The organism is Natronogracilivirga saccharolytica (assembly GCF_017921895.1).
Classification (GTDB): Bacteria; Bacteroidota; Rhodothermia; order Balneolales; family Natronogracilivirgulaceae; genus Natronogracilivirga; species Natronogracilivirga saccharolytica.
The window spans coordinates 13,399-29,306 of record NZ_JAFIDN010000002.1 but is presented as its reverse complement, the minus strand read 5'-3'; the positions used below and the strand labels follow the sequence as shown (position 1 = coordinate 29,306).

At 49.7% G+C, this 15,908-nt stretch carries 14 protein-coding genes; 4 read left to right on the top strand and 10 right to left on the bottom strand.

The genetic code is table 11. The annotated features are described in order from the left end of the window. Window positions 1-1,179, bottom strand: coding sequence for a phosphorylase family protein (locus NATSA_RS02420; RefSeq protein WP_210510107.1), 1,179 nt, complete (start codon window positions 1,177-1,179; stop codon window positions 1-3). A 348-nt stretch (window positions 1,180-1,527) separates the two neighbouring features. Here NATSA_RS02420 and NATSA_RS02415 point away from each other — a divergent pair, with 348 nt between their 5' ends. The 4 genes from NATSA_RS02415 (at window position 1,528) to NATSA_RS02400 (ending at window position 6,471) form a co-directional block, all read left to right on the top strand. Continuing rightward, window positions 1,528-2,007: a peroxiredoxin gene (locus tag NATSA_RS02415; protein ID WP_210510106.1), complete on the top strand. Its 480-nt coding sequence runs from the start codon at window positions 1,528-1,530 to the stop codon at window positions 2,005-2,007. Between the two features lie 27 nt (window positions 2,008-2,034). Next, window positions 2,035-4,602, top strand: coding sequence for a type I DNA topoisomerase (gene topA, locus NATSA_RS02410; protein WP_210510104.1), 2,568 nt, complete (start codon window positions 2,035-2,037; stop codon window positions 4,600-4,602). An 11-nt stretch (window positions 4,603-4,613) separates the two neighbouring features. Further along, the gene (locus tag NATSA_RS02405) at window positions 4,614-5,183 is read left to right on the top strand and encodes a hypothetical protein (protein WP_210510103.1); all 570 of its coding nucleotides are present in this window, start codon (window positions 4,614-4,616) and stop codon (window positions 5,181-5,183) included. Between the two features lie 169 nt (window positions 5,184-5,352). Further along, entirely contained in the window at window positions 5,353-6,471 is a 1,119-nt protein-coding gene (locus tag NATSA_RS02400; protein ID WP_210510101.1) for a hypothetical protein, read from the top strand. A 187-nt stretch (window positions 6,472-6,658) separates the two neighbouring features. Here the strand turns inward: NATSA_RS02400 and recR are convergent, their stop codons facing one another. From recR to pstC, 9 genes are all read right to left on the bottom strand, one after another. Then, window positions 6,659-7,261, bottom strand: a complete 603-nt coding sequence (gene recR, locus NATSA_RS02395) for a recombination mediator RecR (protein WP_210510100.1) — start codon at window positions 7,259-7,261, stop codon at window positions 6,659-6,661. Between the two features lie 33 nt (window positions 7,262-7,294). Further along, a complete protein-coding gene (locus NATSA_RS02390; protein WP_210510099.1) occupies window positions 7,295-7,624 on the bottom strand; it encodes a YbaB/EbfC family nucleoid-associated protein in 330 nt (109 codons plus the stop codon). Window positions 7,625-7,651: 27 nt separating this feature from the next. Continuing rightward, on the bottom strand, window positions 7,652-9,571 hold the full coding sequence (gene dnaX, locus NATSA_RS02385) for a DNA polymerase III subunit gamma/tau (protein ID WP_210510097.1): 1,920 nt from the start codon (window positions 9,569-9,571) through the stop codon (window positions 7,652-7,654). A 70-nt stretch (window positions 9,572-9,641) separates the two neighbouring features. Further along, window positions 9,642-11,000, bottom strand: a complete 1,359-nt coding sequence (locus tag NATSA_RS02380; RefSeq protein WP_246481630.1) for an aminopeptidase P family protein — start codon at window positions 10,998-11,000, stop codon at window positions 9,642-9,644. 145 nt (window positions 11,001-11,145) lie between these two features. After that, on the bottom strand, window positions 11,146-12,108 hold the full coding sequence (locus tag NATSA_RS02375; RefSeq protein ID WP_210510096.1) for a type I restriction enzyme HsdR N-terminal domain-containing protein: 963 nt from the start codon (window positions 12,106-12,108) through the stop codon (window positions 11,146-11,148). Between the two features lie 139 nt (window positions 12,109-12,247). Next, window positions 12,248-12,910: a phosphate signaling complex protein PhoU gene (gene phoU, locus NATSA_RS02370; protein ID WP_210510094.1), complete on the bottom strand. Its 663-nt coding sequence runs from the start codon at window positions 12,908-12,910 to the stop codon at window positions 12,248-12,250. A gap of 154 nt (window positions 12,911-13,064) precedes the next feature. After that, the gene (gene pstB, locus NATSA_RS02365) at window positions 13,065-13,811 is read right to left on the bottom strand and encodes a phosphate ABC transporter ATP-binding protein PstB (protein WP_210510755.1); all 747 of its coding nucleotides are present in this window, start codon (window positions 13,809-13,811) and stop codon (window positions 13,065-13,067) included. A gap of 154 nt (window positions 13,812-13,965) precedes the next feature. Further along, window positions 13,966-14,826, bottom strand: coding sequence for a phosphate ABC transporter permease PstA (pstA, locus tag NATSA_RS02360; protein ID WP_210510093.1), 861 nt, complete (start codon window positions 14,824-14,826; stop codon window positions 13,966-13,968). Next, window positions 14,823-15,824, bottom strand: a complete 1,002-nt coding sequence (gene pstC / locus NATSA_RS02355) for a phosphate ABC transporter permease subunit PstC (protein ID WP_210510092.1) — start codon at window positions 15,822-15,824, stop codon at window positions 14,823-14,825. Before pstC ends, pstA begins: the two co-directional genes overlap by 4 nt. Between the last annotated feature and the right edge of the window lie 84 nt (window positions 15,825-15,908).

Sequence of the window (15,908 nt, the reverse complement as noted above, 5' to 3'; positions counted from 1 at the left end):
TCAGGAGCCCCCGCCCATAAGCGGCTCATCCATGGCCCGGATGTTGGCATTGGGCAGTCCGCCCGGAAAATTTTGTTTTGACAGGTTGATGGCCTTGATGACAATATTCAGGTGTCGTTGCTTTGAGTTCTGATAGAACGATTGCGCGGATTTTCCAAGCTTGGGTTTGCCGTGCAGCGGCTTGTCGCTTATACAGAGCAGCGTGGCGTTTGGAATCCGGTACCGGAAACCGTTTGTGGCTACCGTTGCCGACTCCATATCGATGGCGATGCTGCGGCTCACATGAATTTCCTGCACAACCCGGTGCTTCATGAACTCCCAGTTCCGGTTGTCGATCGTATAAACCGTGCCGGTGCGATAGGTCATTTTTTCCTCATCCAGAACCGACTGCAGATGATAGTTGAGGAGGTGGTTGGGTATGATGGGAACATTTTTTGGCATGCTGTGATCCAGAACACCGTCGGCGCGCATATAGCCCGATGCCAGGACAAAATCACCGATATCCTGATGATTGCGCAGCCCGCCGCAGTGTCCGACCATGATCATGGCGTCCGGCCGGAGTACCGCTATGTGATCGGTAATGGTTTTTGCATTTGACGGACCGACACCGATGTTGATAAGGGTCAGCCCGAGGTTATCATCCAGTTTGTGATGATAGGCAGGCATCTGAACGTTTCTTTTCGGTTTGACGCAGTCAGGATAACTCTGTTTGAAGACTTCCACATGCATGTCGTAATTAGTAAACATGATGTAGCGCTGGAAGTCTTTTGCAGGAGTGCCAGTGTAATGCTCAAGCCGGTCCAGGGACAGATCGATCCGTTCGGCCCGAAACAGAAAAAGCTTTTTCTTTGTGAAGTCCCAGTGGTCTTCGTCAATGGCATCAAGCAGTTTCGGGTCATTCAGTGAAATGCATTCACGCGATGGCGAAATGGTAACTTCAGCTCCGGAATCCACCATTTTGCCCAGCTCCCTTTTCAAGTACCAGCGATAGACCTCCGGCTTTGCAAACTCACCTTCGATTACCGGATTGTGTTCGGACCATGCGCGGAACACCTTCATTTTTGGATAGAAACCCTGCCGGTAAATCCGGTCCATCAAATCACAGGCCTCCTCGATTTGCTCCCGGAAAGAGTCATTTTTTTTGCCTGATTTTTTTATGGTGAGTTTGTCTTTGTTCATAAATGATGGTTTGAGCTGTCGGTAAAAAAGGTTGTGCGGCTGCTGCAGTCACGCAGGGCCAGATTTGAAAAAAACAGTAACAGACAAAGTAAAAAATTTTTGCAAGATAGGCTGAATCCGAAGTCGTAATCAAACAGTAAGGCAGAGATTTATTGATGTTGTGCAGACTGCGGATTGCTGAAGGATGTCGTTGCGAGTGTAAGGATTATCAGTTATCCTGATCTGCATTGTTGAATTGTTCTTGCGGAACGAAAACAGCTGAGGGATAATTGATGAGTAAAAGCAGAGCTGATACGTCGCATGATCTGCTTAATATCAATCACCAGAATCAAATCCGAGGGGTAAATCATGGTAAAGCCAGGAGAAAAAATCGAGACATCGTTCCCATTGAAAATATGGGATGGCAAGGAAGAAAAAGAGGTTCAGTTTGCTGATTTGCTTGACCGTCCGGTGGTAGTTTCCGTTTATATGAAGAACAATACAAGCGGATGTGACCGGCAGAACACAAGCCTTGCAGAACATGCTTCGGCATTTGCAGATCACGGGTATAATCTCATTGCCCTCAGCAAGGATACCTGCGGTTCACATAAAAAATACGCTGATAAACTTGGAATTGAGTATATTCTCGCCTCCGATCCCGATCATAACTTTGCAAAAGCAACGGATTCGCTGGTAGAAAAGAAGATGTACGGCAAAACGTTTCATGGTCCGTCCCGATCTGCCTATTTTATTGATACGGACGGAACCGTCAAAGCCGTTATTGAAAAGATCGATACAGCAAATCATGCTGCTGAATTGCTGGAAAAAATAAAAGAACTCACATCCTGAACAGGGATAAACAAATAAACTGCTTGAATGAAGTCGCTCATAATTGTTGAATCGCCGACCAAGGCCAAGACCATAAAAAAGTTTCTCCCAAAGCACATGTCTGTGGATTCGTGCAATGGTCATATACGTGATTTGCCTGCCTCGGCGAAGGAGATTCCGGCAAAGCTGAAAAAAAACAAATGGGCCAACCTCGGAATCGATCTCGACAATAATTATGAGCCGCTGTATGTCATTCCGCCGACCAAGAAAAAAACGGTGACCAGACTCAAGAAACTGATAAAAGAGTCGGATGAGTTGATACTGGCAACGGATGAGGACCGGGAAGGAGAAGGTATTTCATGGCACATCAAAGATGAACTGAAACCGAAAATACCCGTCAAGCGGATGGTGTTCCATGAAATTACCGAAGAGGCCATAAACAAGGCTCTTAAGGAGTTCCGGGATATTAACATGGACCTGGTGGATGCGCAGGAAGCCAGAAGGATCATTGACCGACTTGCCGGATACACCATATCCCCGCTGTTATGGAAAAAAATCGGTCCCGGTCTTTCAGCAGGACGGGTTCAGTCCGTGGCCGTTCAGCTGCTGGTAAATCGTGAACGTGAACGGATGAAGTTCCGCAGCGGCAGCTACTGGGATCTCAAGGCTGTTCTGAACACATCCGCAGAAAATGAGCAGCGGGATTTTGAAGCGGAGATGACTCATCTTGATGACAAACGCCTGGCGGCTGGTAAGGACTTTGATGAATCAACCGGCAAGCTTAAAAAGCCCGACAAAGTAGTACTGCTCGGAGGTGAAGAGGCCGGCTCATTGAAAGATGATCTAAAAAAAGCGAAGTGGACGGTCAGCGATATAGAAACCAAGCCTCAAAAACGCTCACCGGCGCCTCCCTTCATTACCTCCACCCTGCAGCAGGAAGCAAACCGGAAATTCGGTTATTCCGCAAGAGATACTATGCGTATTGCCCAGAAGCTGTACGAAGAGGGTTATATAACCTACATGCGTACGGATTCCACCAACCTGTCCGGTCAGGCATTAAATGCAGCAAGAGCTGCAGTGGAAAGTATGTATGGTGAAGATTATCTGAGCCCAAGCGTGAGATCCTTCTCGGGAAAATCAAAAGGAGCTCAGGAAGCGCACGAAGCGATCCGTCCGGCTGGAAACACCTTTCGCACACCCTCAGACACCCCTTTAAGCGGACGCGAAGCAAAGCTTTACGATCTTATATGGAAAAGAACCATGGCAACCCAGATGGCCGAGGCCAGGCTGGAATTCACCAATGTGACCATACATGCCACGACTGAGCAGTCGAAGGCAACCTTCCGGGCTACTGGCAAGAAAGTGCTATTCCCGGGATTTTTCCGAGCTTACGTTGAGGGAAGTGATGATCCTGATGCAATGATTGAGGATCGCGACAAGATTCTGCCGGAAATGCAGAAAGATCAGAATATTCACTGTCGTGATGTGGTGCCGGTTCAGCATGAAACCAAGCCGCCGGCCCGATTTACCGAAGCAAGTCTTGTGAAGCAGCTTGAAAAAGACGGCGTAGGCAGGCCAAGCACCTATGCCACGATTATTGGAACTATTATGGAGCGTGACTATGTGAGAAAGGAGAGCAATGCCCTGGTGCCCACCTTCACGGCATTTGCCGTCACAGAGTTGCTTGAAAAACACTTTCCTGATCTGGTTGACGAACAGTTTACTTCAGAAATGGAGCAGAGGCTCGACGATATAGCTTCCGGCAAGGAAGACCGGGTTAATTACCTGAAGTCGTACTACGAAGGAGATAACGGGCTGAAAAACATTGTTGAAAAACAGGAGTCGCGCATTGATCCTCAGGAGGCGAGACATATTGAACTTCCTGTTGAAGGGCTCAATGGAATGCGTGTTCTGCTGGGCAGGTTCGGTCCGTACGTCCAGGCCAAAAAGGAGGACGGGCAGGAGATCATGTCATCCATACCGGAAGGCATGTCACCGGCTGACATCAGTGCGGATAAACTTAAGAAGCTGATCGAAAGCACCGAGCATGGACCTGAAAGTCTTGGCAGGGATCCAGAGACAGGGGAAGATGTTTTTGTCCTTACAGGTCGGTACGGCCCCTATGTTCAGCTTGGTGAGGCCAAGAACAATGAAAAGGGGAAAAAGCCGAAGCGGACATCACTCCCGCGGGGTATGAATATGGAGGATGTTGATCTTGAAACGGCGCTTAAGCTGCTCTCCCTTCCGCGATCACTTGGTGAGCACCCTGAAACCGGGAAGGATGTAAAAGCCGGTATCGGACGTTTTGGTCCGTATGTTGTACACGACGGCACCTTCCAGTCTCTGTCCAAAGATGATAATATTCTTGATATCGGACTTGACCGCGCTCTCGAGTTGCTGAAGCAGAAGGCCCAGAAAAAAAGCCGAAAGACATCATCGGTGGTCAAGGATATGGGAGAACATCCGGAAACAGGTGAAAATATTCAGATTATGACCGGGCGGTACGGGCCTTATGTCAAGTATGGGAAAAAGAACATCAGCATTCCCAGGCACAAGGATGCAGAATCAATTGATATGGGCTCGGTTCTTGACTTAATCAAACAAAAAGTTGGATAACTGAGGTTGCCATGCAAAAAAAGTCCGATGGCTTTTTTGTGTATCCGCCAAATTTGCATGTCCTGGATCTGGCATCCATGGTAGGAATGTACCGGTCCCGCGGGGAACCGAGAAGGGCATTATCCGGTGAGTACTTTGCCTGCACAGTTACAAAAAAGCTGGTTAAAGAGGCCAAGCACTGGTTTGGGCTGTATTACAGCCAGCCGGCATGGGATAATATGCTTACCAAAGACTCATCAGGCTATCCGTTGACGGAAGTGGAATTTAATATCATGGGCATGGCGGTCTATCCGCCCGATGACAACAACCACCGAAGTTTTATCGAGTCCCACTCCGGCACCGTACCGCAGCTCTCGTTTCTCATTGTAAATGATCTTCGCCAGTTCGGGTTTCTGCAGGAGGATGAGAACGGAAACATCGCCATTACAAGCAACGGAAAGAAAGCTCTTGAGGGTTTTGCCAGGAGGGCGTTCGAGAGATCATTTGTTCCGGAAATGCTGACGGTATACCGCGGCCAGCATGCAAGGCCAAGCATCGAGAAGGCCGAAAAAAAAGAAACAGTACAAACCAGGCTGTTTTAATCCTTTTTTGAAAAACAACTGCAGACGGTCCGGGGCATTTCCGGTATGAAAAAGTACTGTTTCATAAAGAATTTATGATATAATTGTAATTTTGCCCGCGTTACCGGCGGGCTGTTCCTTCCGCGTCCCGCATTTTACATTATCCAATAATTGATCAGGATATAATCATATGAATATAAATAAAGTACTGTTTGCAGCTGTTGCTGCCGCCCTTCTCGCGGGCATAACCTCTGAAGCACAAGCTCAGGAAAACGAACCCGGCATCGTCCGCACCATGGCGGATGATATTTCGCTTGGTATAGGAGGCACCATACAGCCCCGCCTGACCTACACCTCAGATCAGAACGAACGTGTCGGGTTTGGCCTTCGGAGAATGAGGCTGCGGCTTTATACAGATATCGGAGACGACCTCGGTGTTTTTCTTCAGATGGAAGGTTCGGGTGCCAGTGCCACCCTGCTGGATGTCCGGGGTGAATATTACCTGAATGATAATCTGACCATTCGGGCAGGTCGTTTTGTCGGTACACAGCCCCGGGCTTACGCCAGAACAGGACATGCTCATATTGATGCAATCGACCGTCCGGCCATTTCGGATAAATGGGCACGCATGACTATTGGCGCTGACGGCCGCGACTATGGTGTTGAAGCGCTATGGAATACTCCGAACTGGGAACTCAGGGGTTTCCTGCATAACGGGTACAATGGCTGGAACTTCAGAAGGGGAGCAAGCAATGACCCGGTTGACGACGGAATCAGTACTGACGGATTTGCATTCAGTGCATCAGCGACGCACTGGCCCGGCGATCGTGATGAGCTGGAGCTGGGAGCGTATGGAAGTGTGAACACATCACAAAATCCGTTAACGGAAATCGGCGGAACCGGAAGAAATTATTACTCCTACTCTGCCAATGCCTATTGGGGGCCGCTTCCGGGACAGCAGCCCTTCCGTGTCAAGGCAGACTTCATCGGAATCAGCTATCAGGAGGTGGAGCCTCACGGCATCCATCATCATCTTGGCGCCTCACTGTTTGGCAGTGCATTGGTAGCATCGCATATAGAGCTTTTCGCGATGGGTGAGTACTTGTATAATGACCTGGGTGATGCGAGTACGGAAAAGCAGGTATTCCTAACAGCCGGAGGCTCATACAGCATCAGCGTACTGCAGGATCGACCGTTTTTCATGAACAGACTCATTCTGGCATACAATCTGAGAACACAACCGTCGGACGATATCGATTTCGATGATCCTGCCCATGTGGTTATGCTGCAGGCACAGTTTTACTTTTAATATGCAGGCGAGACCGTTATTCAGTTAACAGTTAAACAGTAATACAGTTAAACAGTTAGTCAGTCGGGCAGTCTGGTGTTGTCAGATCTGTTCAGAAGTGGTCCGAAGCGGTCAGAAGTGTTCAAGATACGTACACGAGCAGTCAGGTGCGTTCTGAAGCGGTCAGAAAGAGAAATGAAAGGGAATCTCAGAAGTTTCTGCGTCCGGCAAACGCCCGGGTCAGCGTGGCATCATCGATAAACTCGAGATCCGTACCCATGGGTATTCCGTGGGCAATGCGGGTCACATCAACTCCCATGGGCTGGGCCAGCTTGTTGATATAATATCCGGTTGCCTCACCCTCGGCATCGGGATTAAGAGCCAGAATCAGCTCCTTGATTCCTTCTCCGTCGCGAATTCTCCGGATGAGTTCATTGACACGGATTTCATCGGGCCCCACATTTTGAAGGGGAGAGATGACACCTCCCAGCACATGGTAACGGCCATTGAACTCCCTCGTGCGCTCTATGACATAGACATCCTTTGGCTCTTCCACGACACAAACCACACCCGTGTTGCGTTTTTCGGATGAGCAGATGGGGCAGGGATCCTGATCCGTGATATTGAAGCACGTCGAGCAATACCGGATGTTTTTCTTGAGATCGGCAATGGCTTTTGAAAGCCGCAGGACCTGTTCGTCATTTTGCTTGAGCAAATGCATGGCAATACGCTGGGCGGACTTTCGTCCCATTCCCGGGAGCCGGGCCAGCTGTTCAACAGCCTGCTCAAGCGTTTCTGAAATGAGCTGCATCAGTGGGGTGTCAACTGTCTGTGTTGGATATTATCACTTCAGGCCAAGGTTGCCGAGATCCATTCCACCCGGAAGCATGCCCTTGGTTATCTCGCTCATTTTTTCCTGTCCGGCTTCTTCGGCCTTTTTAAGTGCCTGATTGATACCGGCTACGACAAGATCTTCGAGCATTTCTGTGTCGTTGGGGTCGACAAGATCTTTGTCAATTTTTATTGAGGTGATTTCACGGTTTCCGTTGGCGGTTACCTTTACCATGCCGCCGCCCGCATGAGCTTCCACTTCCAGTTCATGCAGCTGCTGCTTGGCTTCTTCCATTTTTTTCTGCATATCGGTCAGTTTGCCAAACATATCTGCCATATTCATAAGCTGACTCCGGTAATTATGATTCAATTAATATTCAAGTTCCGCACCGAACAGTTCAACAATGCGCCGCAGTGCGGGGTCTTTTTTCTGCAGCTCCGCAAAGTGTTCGTACGGGTCATGCACGTTGTCGCTGCGCTTTTCCTGTTCTACAAGCTGTGATGTAAAACGTAATGCATACCCGAAATGTTCTTTGAGGACATCGCATAATTTCCGGTGCTGTTCCCGGATTATATCCGAGGTAAAACTGTCACTGCATTCCAGTGTCACCAGCCCTTTGTCAAGAGCGACGGGTCTCGTTTTCTGGATCGAAAAATAGAGCATGTTGCTCACTGAACTGCGCAGGGTCTCGAGATAATCAGGCCAGATTTCAGTGATTTCATCCAGGTTCTCTGCCTGTCGCAGCGGTTTTCGTTTGGTTTCCTGTGGCAGGGGATTCTGCCCGCTTTGCGCAGTTTCTCCGGACTTTTCAGGATCCGGTTTAGGAGAAAGGGCAAGATTGCCCCTGATTTCTCCATGACCTGAAGCAGTATCCGCATTCTTGTCCGGAAGCGAAACTGCCGAGAGATGGTTTTTCGGTCGCTTTAATGTAGGAGTTCCGAAAATGTCAGGCTCATCTCGAACCTGTCCTCCGGGCTCGGCGGTACTTCCGGAGCGATCACCGGTTCCGACATTCTGTGAGGCTGAAGAGGGGGCTGGTTTCTCTTTCCGGGGCGGAGGCTGTGGTTTCTGTTTTGCCGCTTCCTCAGCAGATTGAGATGGTTTCCCACCATGCCCCGGACTGTCTTGCTCCGGACCGGCTTTTCCGGTATCCCCGCCCGGGGAATCTGAGGTCACTTTTTGCTCAAGCTGATCCAGTTTCAGAACCAGCTCCCGGAGACCATCGGTGCGGGACATGTGGAAAAGCTTCAGCAGGGTCACTTCAAGGTGAATTCTCGGCTGCTGTGCATTTCTGATGGAAAACTCCGCCTCGTGCACAATATGCATCATGCGCATCAGATCGTCTTCCGAAAAATGCGATGCTATCTTCTGAAAACGCTGCTTAGTGTCGTCGGTGGCTTCAATCAGGTAAAAATTCTGTGAGTCCTTTGCCAGGTACATGTTCCGGAAGTGCTCGGTCAGGGCCCCAAGAAACTCCTGAATGTCATTACCAATGTGCAGAAGATTGTGAAGCAGCGCCATGCCTGCCCGTGCATCTTTCCGGATCAGTGCGTCCGTAAGCTCAAACATGCGTTCCGTGCTTACGATATTCAGCGCCCGGTGCAGCTCGTCATAGGAAATACTCGTGCCGCAGAATGCAACGGCCTGATCCAGAATCCCGAGCGCATCGCGCAGAGCGCCGTCCGCCTTCTTGGCTATGACATGGAGTGATTCGGTGTCAATCTCAATGCTCTCTTTTTCAGCAATGGTTTTGAGCCGGTCGACAATCTCCTCCACGGTGATTCTCCGGAAGTCAAAACGCTGGCAACGCGAGAGAATGGTTGGCAGAATCCGGTGCGGTTCGGTTGTTGCAAAGATGAAAATGACATGGGCGGGAGGTTCCTCCAGCGTTTTGAGCAGGGCGTTGAATGCGGCCTTGCTGAGCATGTGAATTTCATCGATGATATAGACTTTGTACCGTCCGCTTTGCGGAGGAATACGAACACGCTCCCTCAGCGACCGGATATCTTCCACACTGTTGTTCGAGGCGGCATCAATTTCAATGATGTTCAGTGTGTTGTTAAGCTCCTCCCCGTCCACGTTCATGTCCACTTCATTGATGGTCCTGGCCAGAACACGCGCCATCGTGGTTTTTCCCACGCCCCGCGGACCGCAAAACAGATAGGCATGACTCAGCCGTTCATTGGCAATCGCATTTTTCAGGGTGTTGCTTACATGTTCCTGGGATACGATGTCTTCGAATGTTTGCGGCCGGTAGGCCCGGGTCAGGGCTTTATAGCTGGTGGACATAACGTGTGATAGTGTGGTGATGAGCGGATGGTGATCGAATAAGACAATTTACGAAAATGAGCACCGACTGTCATCTGTTCATGACGTGTTCAATCTCTTTTCTGGATTTGGGTACGTTGGTCATGTTTTCAATTCCGTCATCCCGGACAAGCACATTATCCTCGATGCGGATACCGCCGAAGCCGAAGAGCTCCTTCAGTTTTTTTTGGTTCAGATGGGGGGAGTATTTGTCATCAGCAAAAGCTGGTTCAAGCAATGCAGGGATGAAGTAGAGTCCGGGCTCTATGGTCAGCACCATACCGGGCTCCATCGTTCGCCGGGCCCTCAAAAACCGCAATCCGGGACGGTCGATTTTTTCCGTCCCTTTCGGATAGCCACCGACATCGTGAGTGTCCAGCCCCATCAGGTGTCCGAGACCATGGGGGAAAAACAAGGCGAAAACATTTTTTTCCATTAGTTCCTCCGTTTCTCCGGTCACGATTCCCGCATCGCGGAGACCTTCAATTATGATACGTGCCGCAGAGAGATGAATATCCTCCATTTTCTGACCCGGCCGTATCTGATTCAAAGCCGTATTCTGAGCTTCGAGAACAATGTCATAGAGTTCTGCCTGAATCGGGGTAAATGATCCGTTCACGGGATAGGTTCGTGTGATATCTGAGGCATAGCCCCTGTACTCGGTACCGGCATCAACCAGGAACAGCTCTCCATCCTGCAGCATGCGGTTTTTTCCGGTGTAATGCAGAATGGCGGAACCGGGCCCGGATGCAAATATTCCTGAGTAGGGATCGTGTAAATGTCCGCTTTGTGTAGTATGCCGGTCAAAAACCGCCTTCAGCTCATATTCGTACATCCCGGGAAATACGGTATGCATGAGATCGAGATGTGCCTGGTTTGCAACCGCGGCAGATCTGCGCAGACAATCGATTTCGCCTTCTGACTTGATTGCCCTGCAATAGGCAAGGGCATCTTTCAGATGACCGGTGTCGGATTTTAATCCTAACTGACGGATATCACCTTCAGCATCCGGCAGGCAGTGAACGGTACCCGGCTGTCTTTTCTTGAGCCAGTCCGGCACTTCATCATTGTACATGATATGATCAGGACCATACATTACAGCATACTCATCCGCTGATCTGACGTATCCCATCCATACCGCAAACTGAGCATCTCTCCGGGGGATAATGAGCCGGTACTCTCCGCTTTTACAGTCAAACAGAGCCGCCATATCAGGCTCCTCAATACCTGTGAGGTACAGAAAATTTGATTCCTGGCGGAAGGGATATTCGAAGTCTGTGTCGTAACGGTGAGCAACAGATCCGCCTTTGAGAAAGATAACATCGGATGGAAACTCCCTGAACAGACTCATCAGATTCTGCCGGTGTCCGGAATACATTTCAGAAATTTTCTTGTCAGGATCGGTGCTCATAATGTGTAATGTTTAAGTTCTTGATTGTTGCTGACAGCGTTATTAATAGATGCTGATTTCGTTCTTGGCAGGTTAGTGATTGCTTTCCGGATAGTTACTGAAGCACGGCTGCAGGTGCACGTTGCATCCGGTGACTGAAAGGTGATTATTTGCCGTGAAGCAGGAGTTCTTCGAGTGCCCGCGCAAGTTTTGGTATAATGTTTTCAGCCGGTTTGCCGGCTCGTGCAGATGACGGCTCCAGGCATATCTGTTCAACCGGAGAGATATCAGGAGTGATAATATTGTCGTTTTCAGCCATAATCAATTCCGGTGAGTGAAATGTGCCGCTCTGATCAATGGCGATGGTCAGAATGCCGGTGATTTTTTTGCGGCGGTTGCCGGCGGCAACAATGACGGCATCGCCGGGACCTGCAGCCATCACAGTAAATGCCAAAAGTGAATCAGGTGAACCGGGAGCATTGGTCAGCAGATAAAAATGTGTGTACACCTTGCTTTCATGAGGGGCATTCAGAGTAAGGTAGGACCGGGATTCTCCGGACTGATGAAACAGGTGGCAGAGCAGGGCTGAAAGTGCGGATGCCGCATCTGAATCCATATTTTCAGGCAGGAATCCGCGCCCGGTCCAGTAAGATGGTTCCATGGACGTGAAGGGAAATCCGGGTTTGATTTCGGGCGGATAGCCGGAAGGTTCCAGCGCAACAGGTTTCGGTGACATGTCAAAGAGTAGGTCCTGTATCCCGTTGGACATCATGATGTACGGAGCGCTGATGTGCCTGTTGTAATGTGCGGACTGAAGTGCGGTTTTTGGCCCGATTTTAACATTATCGGCTTTGCATTCGATCAGCAGCCAGGGCTGAAAATCCGGGTCGTGGCACAAAATGTCTGTTCGTCCGCGTGAATAGCGGGAAGGAACCGCAGTCTCAGTTGCAATACGGCTGGTCGGTATGCTGCTTTGAAGAATGAGATATTCCAGTAACTGCAGGCGGACCCGTTCTTCAGGCCGTTGACGAAAAGCTTGCTTTTTTAACGGATTCCAGAGCAGGTGTTCACCATCCTGAATCCTGATTCTCGGGAAGTGGCCAAAGGCGACTGATCGTTTGTTTTGCATGGATTGCTTTACATGTGGCAAACTGCGGGGCTGACAAAATATCAAATACGATCATGGCAATCCAATATGTAATCAAGGCGATCCCATATGTGATCATGGCAATCCAATAAACAGCAATGATTACTTCATTCCGGCCTGTTCATTTATCCCTTTTGATGTTTTCCTTTACTTCGCCCGTTACAAGGAAAATGATGCGTTCACAAATATTGGTGACACGGTCTGCAATCCGCTCGAGGTTGTGGGCTGTCCACATAAGATAGGTGCATCGGGTAATGGTCCGGGGATCCTCAATCATTATGGAAATAAGTTCCCGGAGTATCTGGTGATACAGTTCGTCCACCTCATCATCACGGAGAATGATTTTCCGGGCTTTGTCAATATCCCGTTCAGAAAAGGCATGGAGTGACCCGGAGATCATTTCGGTGGAAATCTGAGCCATTCGGGGGATGTCTATCAGTGGTTTGACAGGAGATTCCCCGTTCAGTTTAATGACGATCTTTGCAATACCTTCGGCATGATCCCCCATTCGTTCAAGTTCGGTAATGATGTTGAGCACAGCAATAATCTGTCTCAGGTGAGTGGCAACAGGCTGTTGTGTGGCTATAAGCTGAATGCATTGCTCCTCAATTTTCCAGCGCATGTTGTTGATGTGGATGTCATCATTCTTTATTTGCCCGGCATGTTCCACATCACGATTCTTCAGGGCGTCAACAGAACGCTCCACGGCATTATTGACCATGGCCGCCATGTCAAACAGCTCAGCCTGAAGCTCTTTTAAAGATTTTTCAAATGCTGTACGCATAAATGATATCTCCGGATCGTGTTATCTGTCGGTAAAGGTGGCTTGGATATTACTGCTCTGCTCAAATATCAGCTGGATTCATATATTTTAGACCTTATTCAGTATCTGGCATATGTATGAAGCTGAAAAGCGGGTTATCTGGGGAATTTGCGGCTCAACCAAACCGGCCGGTGATATAATCTTCCGTTCTGGTTTCCTTCGGATTGGTAAAGAGCGTGTTGGTGGGCCCGGTTTCCACAAGGTTACCGACATAGAAAAAAGCCGTTTGATCCGATACCCGGGCCGCCTGCTGCATATTGTGTGTGACGATAACGATCGTAACGTGTTTTTTCAGTTCCTGGATCAAATCTTCAATCCGGCTTGTAGACTGCGGATCAAGTGAACTGGTAGGTTCGTCCATAAGTATTACCTCGGGATCTACTGCCAGTGCGCGGGCTATTGAAAGCCGCTGCTGCTGTCCGCCGGACAAACCCGCACCCGGACTTCGAAGCCGGTCCTTTACTTCATCAAACAGAGCCGCTTGTTTCAACGCCCTTTCACATACGTCATCCAGAATACTTTTTTTTCGGATGCCCACAAGCTTCAGGCCGGCAACCACATTGTCATAAATGGACATGGTCGGAAACGGGGTTGGCTTCTGAAAGACCATTCCGATCCGGCGCCGGATGATTACCGGATTAGCGTCCGGTTCATAGATGTTTTTTCCGTCCAGAATTACCTTGCCGGTTACAGTTGCTCCCCGGGTTAGGTCATGCATGCGGTTCAGAGCCCGGAGGTAGGTGGTTTTTCCGCATCCGGACGGGCCGATCAGAGCAAGAACCTTATTCGAGTATATGGGCAGGCTTACATTCTGTACACCAATGTTGGTGCCATATTTCACCGTCAGGTCGTGCGTTTGCATCCTCACTTTTCCAGTTGAAGATGAAGAAGGAGCTTTCTGAGATACGCCGCCGGTCTGAGGCACAGAGGCAGGCGCTTTATCTGTTTTCATATTCAGAATCTGAAAGTTTTGAAACCGCGAGGTCATCATATTAAACATATTCATTTTGCCCTGGTTACGTTGTTTTTTTTCTGGTAATAAATCTGGCTGCGGCAAAGCAGAGAATGACAAAGACAAGCAGCACTATGGCAGCAGCCCAGCCCATTGAGTGCCAATGTGTGTACGGGCTGATGGCCAGGCTGTAGAGTCGTTGCGGCAATGTGTCCACCGGATTGAGGATAAATCCAAACCAGTGATTCGGGAGGTAATTATTGCCAAATGACGTGAACAGCAGGGGCGCTGCTTCACCGGCCGCTCTTGCAAATGCGATCAGGGTGCCGGTCACAAGTCCGAACTTTGCTGCCGGCATGACCGTTGACAATACAACCCGCCACCTCGGCAGCCCGATAGCCAGTCCCGCTTCACGAATTGACCATGGAATGGCCATCAGTGAGCTTTCGGTTGTCCGGGCTATAATCGGAAGCATCACAAAAGCCAGGGCAACACCACCTGCCAGTCCGGAAAATGTACCCATAGGTTTTACAATGAGTACAAAAGCCAGCAGACCTTTGAGTATGGCCGGCATACCGTTCAGTGTATCGTTCATAATCCTCAGAGTAGGATTAAGTTTGTGATCCGGATACTCGGAAAGCATGATACCGGCTCCTATGCCGATAGGCACAGCGATTATCAGCGCCATGAAATCCACCACCAAGGTGCCGATTATGGTATGTACAAGTCCGGTCGGACGTCCCTGTATCGCCCTTGAAGGTGATCCCAGTTCCTCGGTGAAAAACTCCCAGTTCAGGGCGCTGATTCCGTTAACAACGACGTGAATGATGATGATGACCAGCGGAAGCAGCACAATGATGGTACTCAGAACCAGCAGTGACTCCATTATCCGGTCGCGTATGTTTCTTTGCAGCAGCGTTCTCATACCGTCTGACCTCCAGTAATTGAAAACTTCCGGGTCAGGTAGGCCGCTATCAGGTTTACTATCAGTGCAATGATGAACAGGGTAAAGCCGATGGCCATGAGGCTTGACAGATGCAGGCTTTCAACGGCTTCGCGAAATTCATTGACGATGACGGACGGCATGGTTGCACCTGCACCGAAAATGGAAAACGGAAGCGTGTTTTTATTTCCTATCAGCATGGCAACCGCCATTGTTTCACCTATAGCACGTCCGAGAGAAAGGATGGCACCGGCAAGAATCCCGCCGCGGGCATAAGGCAGAACCGCCATGCGTATAACTTCCCACCGGGTTGCGCCGAGAGCCCTGCTGGCTTCACGCTGTTCGACAGGTACAGATTTGATTGCATCCCTGGCAAGAGCCGTCGTATAGGGAACGATCATAAGAGCCAGTACGATGGTTGCTGTGGCTATTCCATATCCCATCGGATTGCCAAGGACGGGCAGCAGAGACGGGTAATTAGCAGCAGCCCAGGAGTCAATCGGAAGGTAGACCGTATCCCTGAGCCAGGGGGCAAGTACGAAAATACCCCAGATGCCGACGACCACACTCGGAATGGCGGCAATGAGCTGAATCAGGTTGTCTATGATGCCGGCAAGCCATCTTGGCGCATATTCAGCAGAAAAAATGGCCACCGCCAGGGCGGGGAAGAAAGCTATCAGAAGGGCTGCGAAACTTGTAACTATTGTACCGAAAAAAAAGGGCAGAGCACCGAATGTCATCCGGACCGCAGGGTCCCACGTGCTTCCGGTCACAAAACCGATAAAGCCGAACTGCCGGATGGCAAGATAGCCTTCACTGAAAAGCACGAAGGCCATTGCCAGGGCCAGGCCAATGATGGTAATACCAAGCAAGACGACTATAACAGCAAAAATCCGGTCTCCGAGCCATTGATAGATCGCAGCGGGCTGCCACTTGTGCAGATTCCCGGTTGTGTTACTTTCAGGTGATTCTGTTTCCATTGCCTATTAGGGTGGTTGTTTTAATATGGCTGCATGCCTTGCGGGCGGATGGACTCGCTGTCGTAAAGCATGCAGATAATGCTG

What these genes read in the sequence shown, in the direction of transcription:
- dnaX (WP_210510097.1), bottom strand. Translation starts at nt 9,571, where the DNA reads ATGTCCACCAGCTATAAAGCCCTGACCCGGGCCTACCGGCCGCAAACA.
- NATSA_RS02380 (WP_246481630.1), bottom strand. Translation starts at nt 11,000, where the DNA reads ATGAGCACCGATCCTGACAAGAAAATTTCTGAAATGTATTCCGGACAC.
- pstC (WP_210510092.1), bottom strand. Translation starts at nt 15,824, where the DNA reads ATGGAAACAGAATCACCTGAAAGTAACACAACCGGGAATCTGCACAAG.
- NATSA_RS02390 (WP_210510099.1), bottom strand. Translation starts at nt 7,624, where the DNA reads ATGAATATGGCAGATATGTTTGGCAAACTGACCGATATGCAGAAAAAA.
- NATSA_RS02415 (WP_210510106.1), top strand. Translation starts at nt 1,528, where the DNA reads ATGGTAAAGCCAGGAGAAAAAATCGAGACATCGTTCCCATTGAAAATA.
- NATSA_RS02400 (WP_210510101.1), top strand. Translation starts at nt 5,353, where the DNA reads ATGAATATAAATAAAGTACTGTTTGCAGCTGTTGCTGCCGCCCTTCTC.
- topA (WP_210510104.1), top strand. Translation starts at nt 2,035, where the DNA reads ATGAAGTCGCTCATAATTGTTGAATCGCCGACCAAGGCCAAGACCATA.
- pstA (WP_210510093.1), bottom strand. Translation starts at nt 14,826, where the DNA reads ATGAGAACGCTGCTGCAAAGAAACATACGCGACCGGATAATGGAGTCA.
- NATSA_RS02405 (WP_210510103.1), top strand. Translation starts at nt 4,614, where the DNA reads ATGCAAAAAAAGTCCGATGGCTTTTTTGTGTATCCGCCAAATTTGCAT.
- pstB (WP_210510755.1), bottom strand. Translation starts at nt 13,811, where the DNA reads ATGCAAACGCACGACCTGACGGTGAAATATGGCACCAACATTGGTGTA.
- phoU (WP_210510094.1), bottom strand. Translation starts at nt 12,910, where the DNA reads ATGCGTACAGCATTTGAAAAATCTTTAAAAGAGCTTCAGGCTGAGCTG.
- NATSA_RS02420 (WP_210510107.1), bottom strand. Translation starts at nt 1,179, where the DNA reads ATGAACAAAGACAAACTCACCATAAAAAAATCAGGCAAAAAAAATGAC.
- NATSA_RS02375 (WP_210510096.1), bottom strand. Translation starts at nt 12,108, where the DNA reads ATGCAAAACAAACGATCAGTCGCCTTTGGCCACTTCCCGAGAATCAGG.
- recR (WP_210510100.1), bottom strand. Translation starts at nt 7,261, where the DNA reads ATGCAGCTCATTTCAGAAACGCTTGAGCAGGCTGTTGAACAGCTGGCC.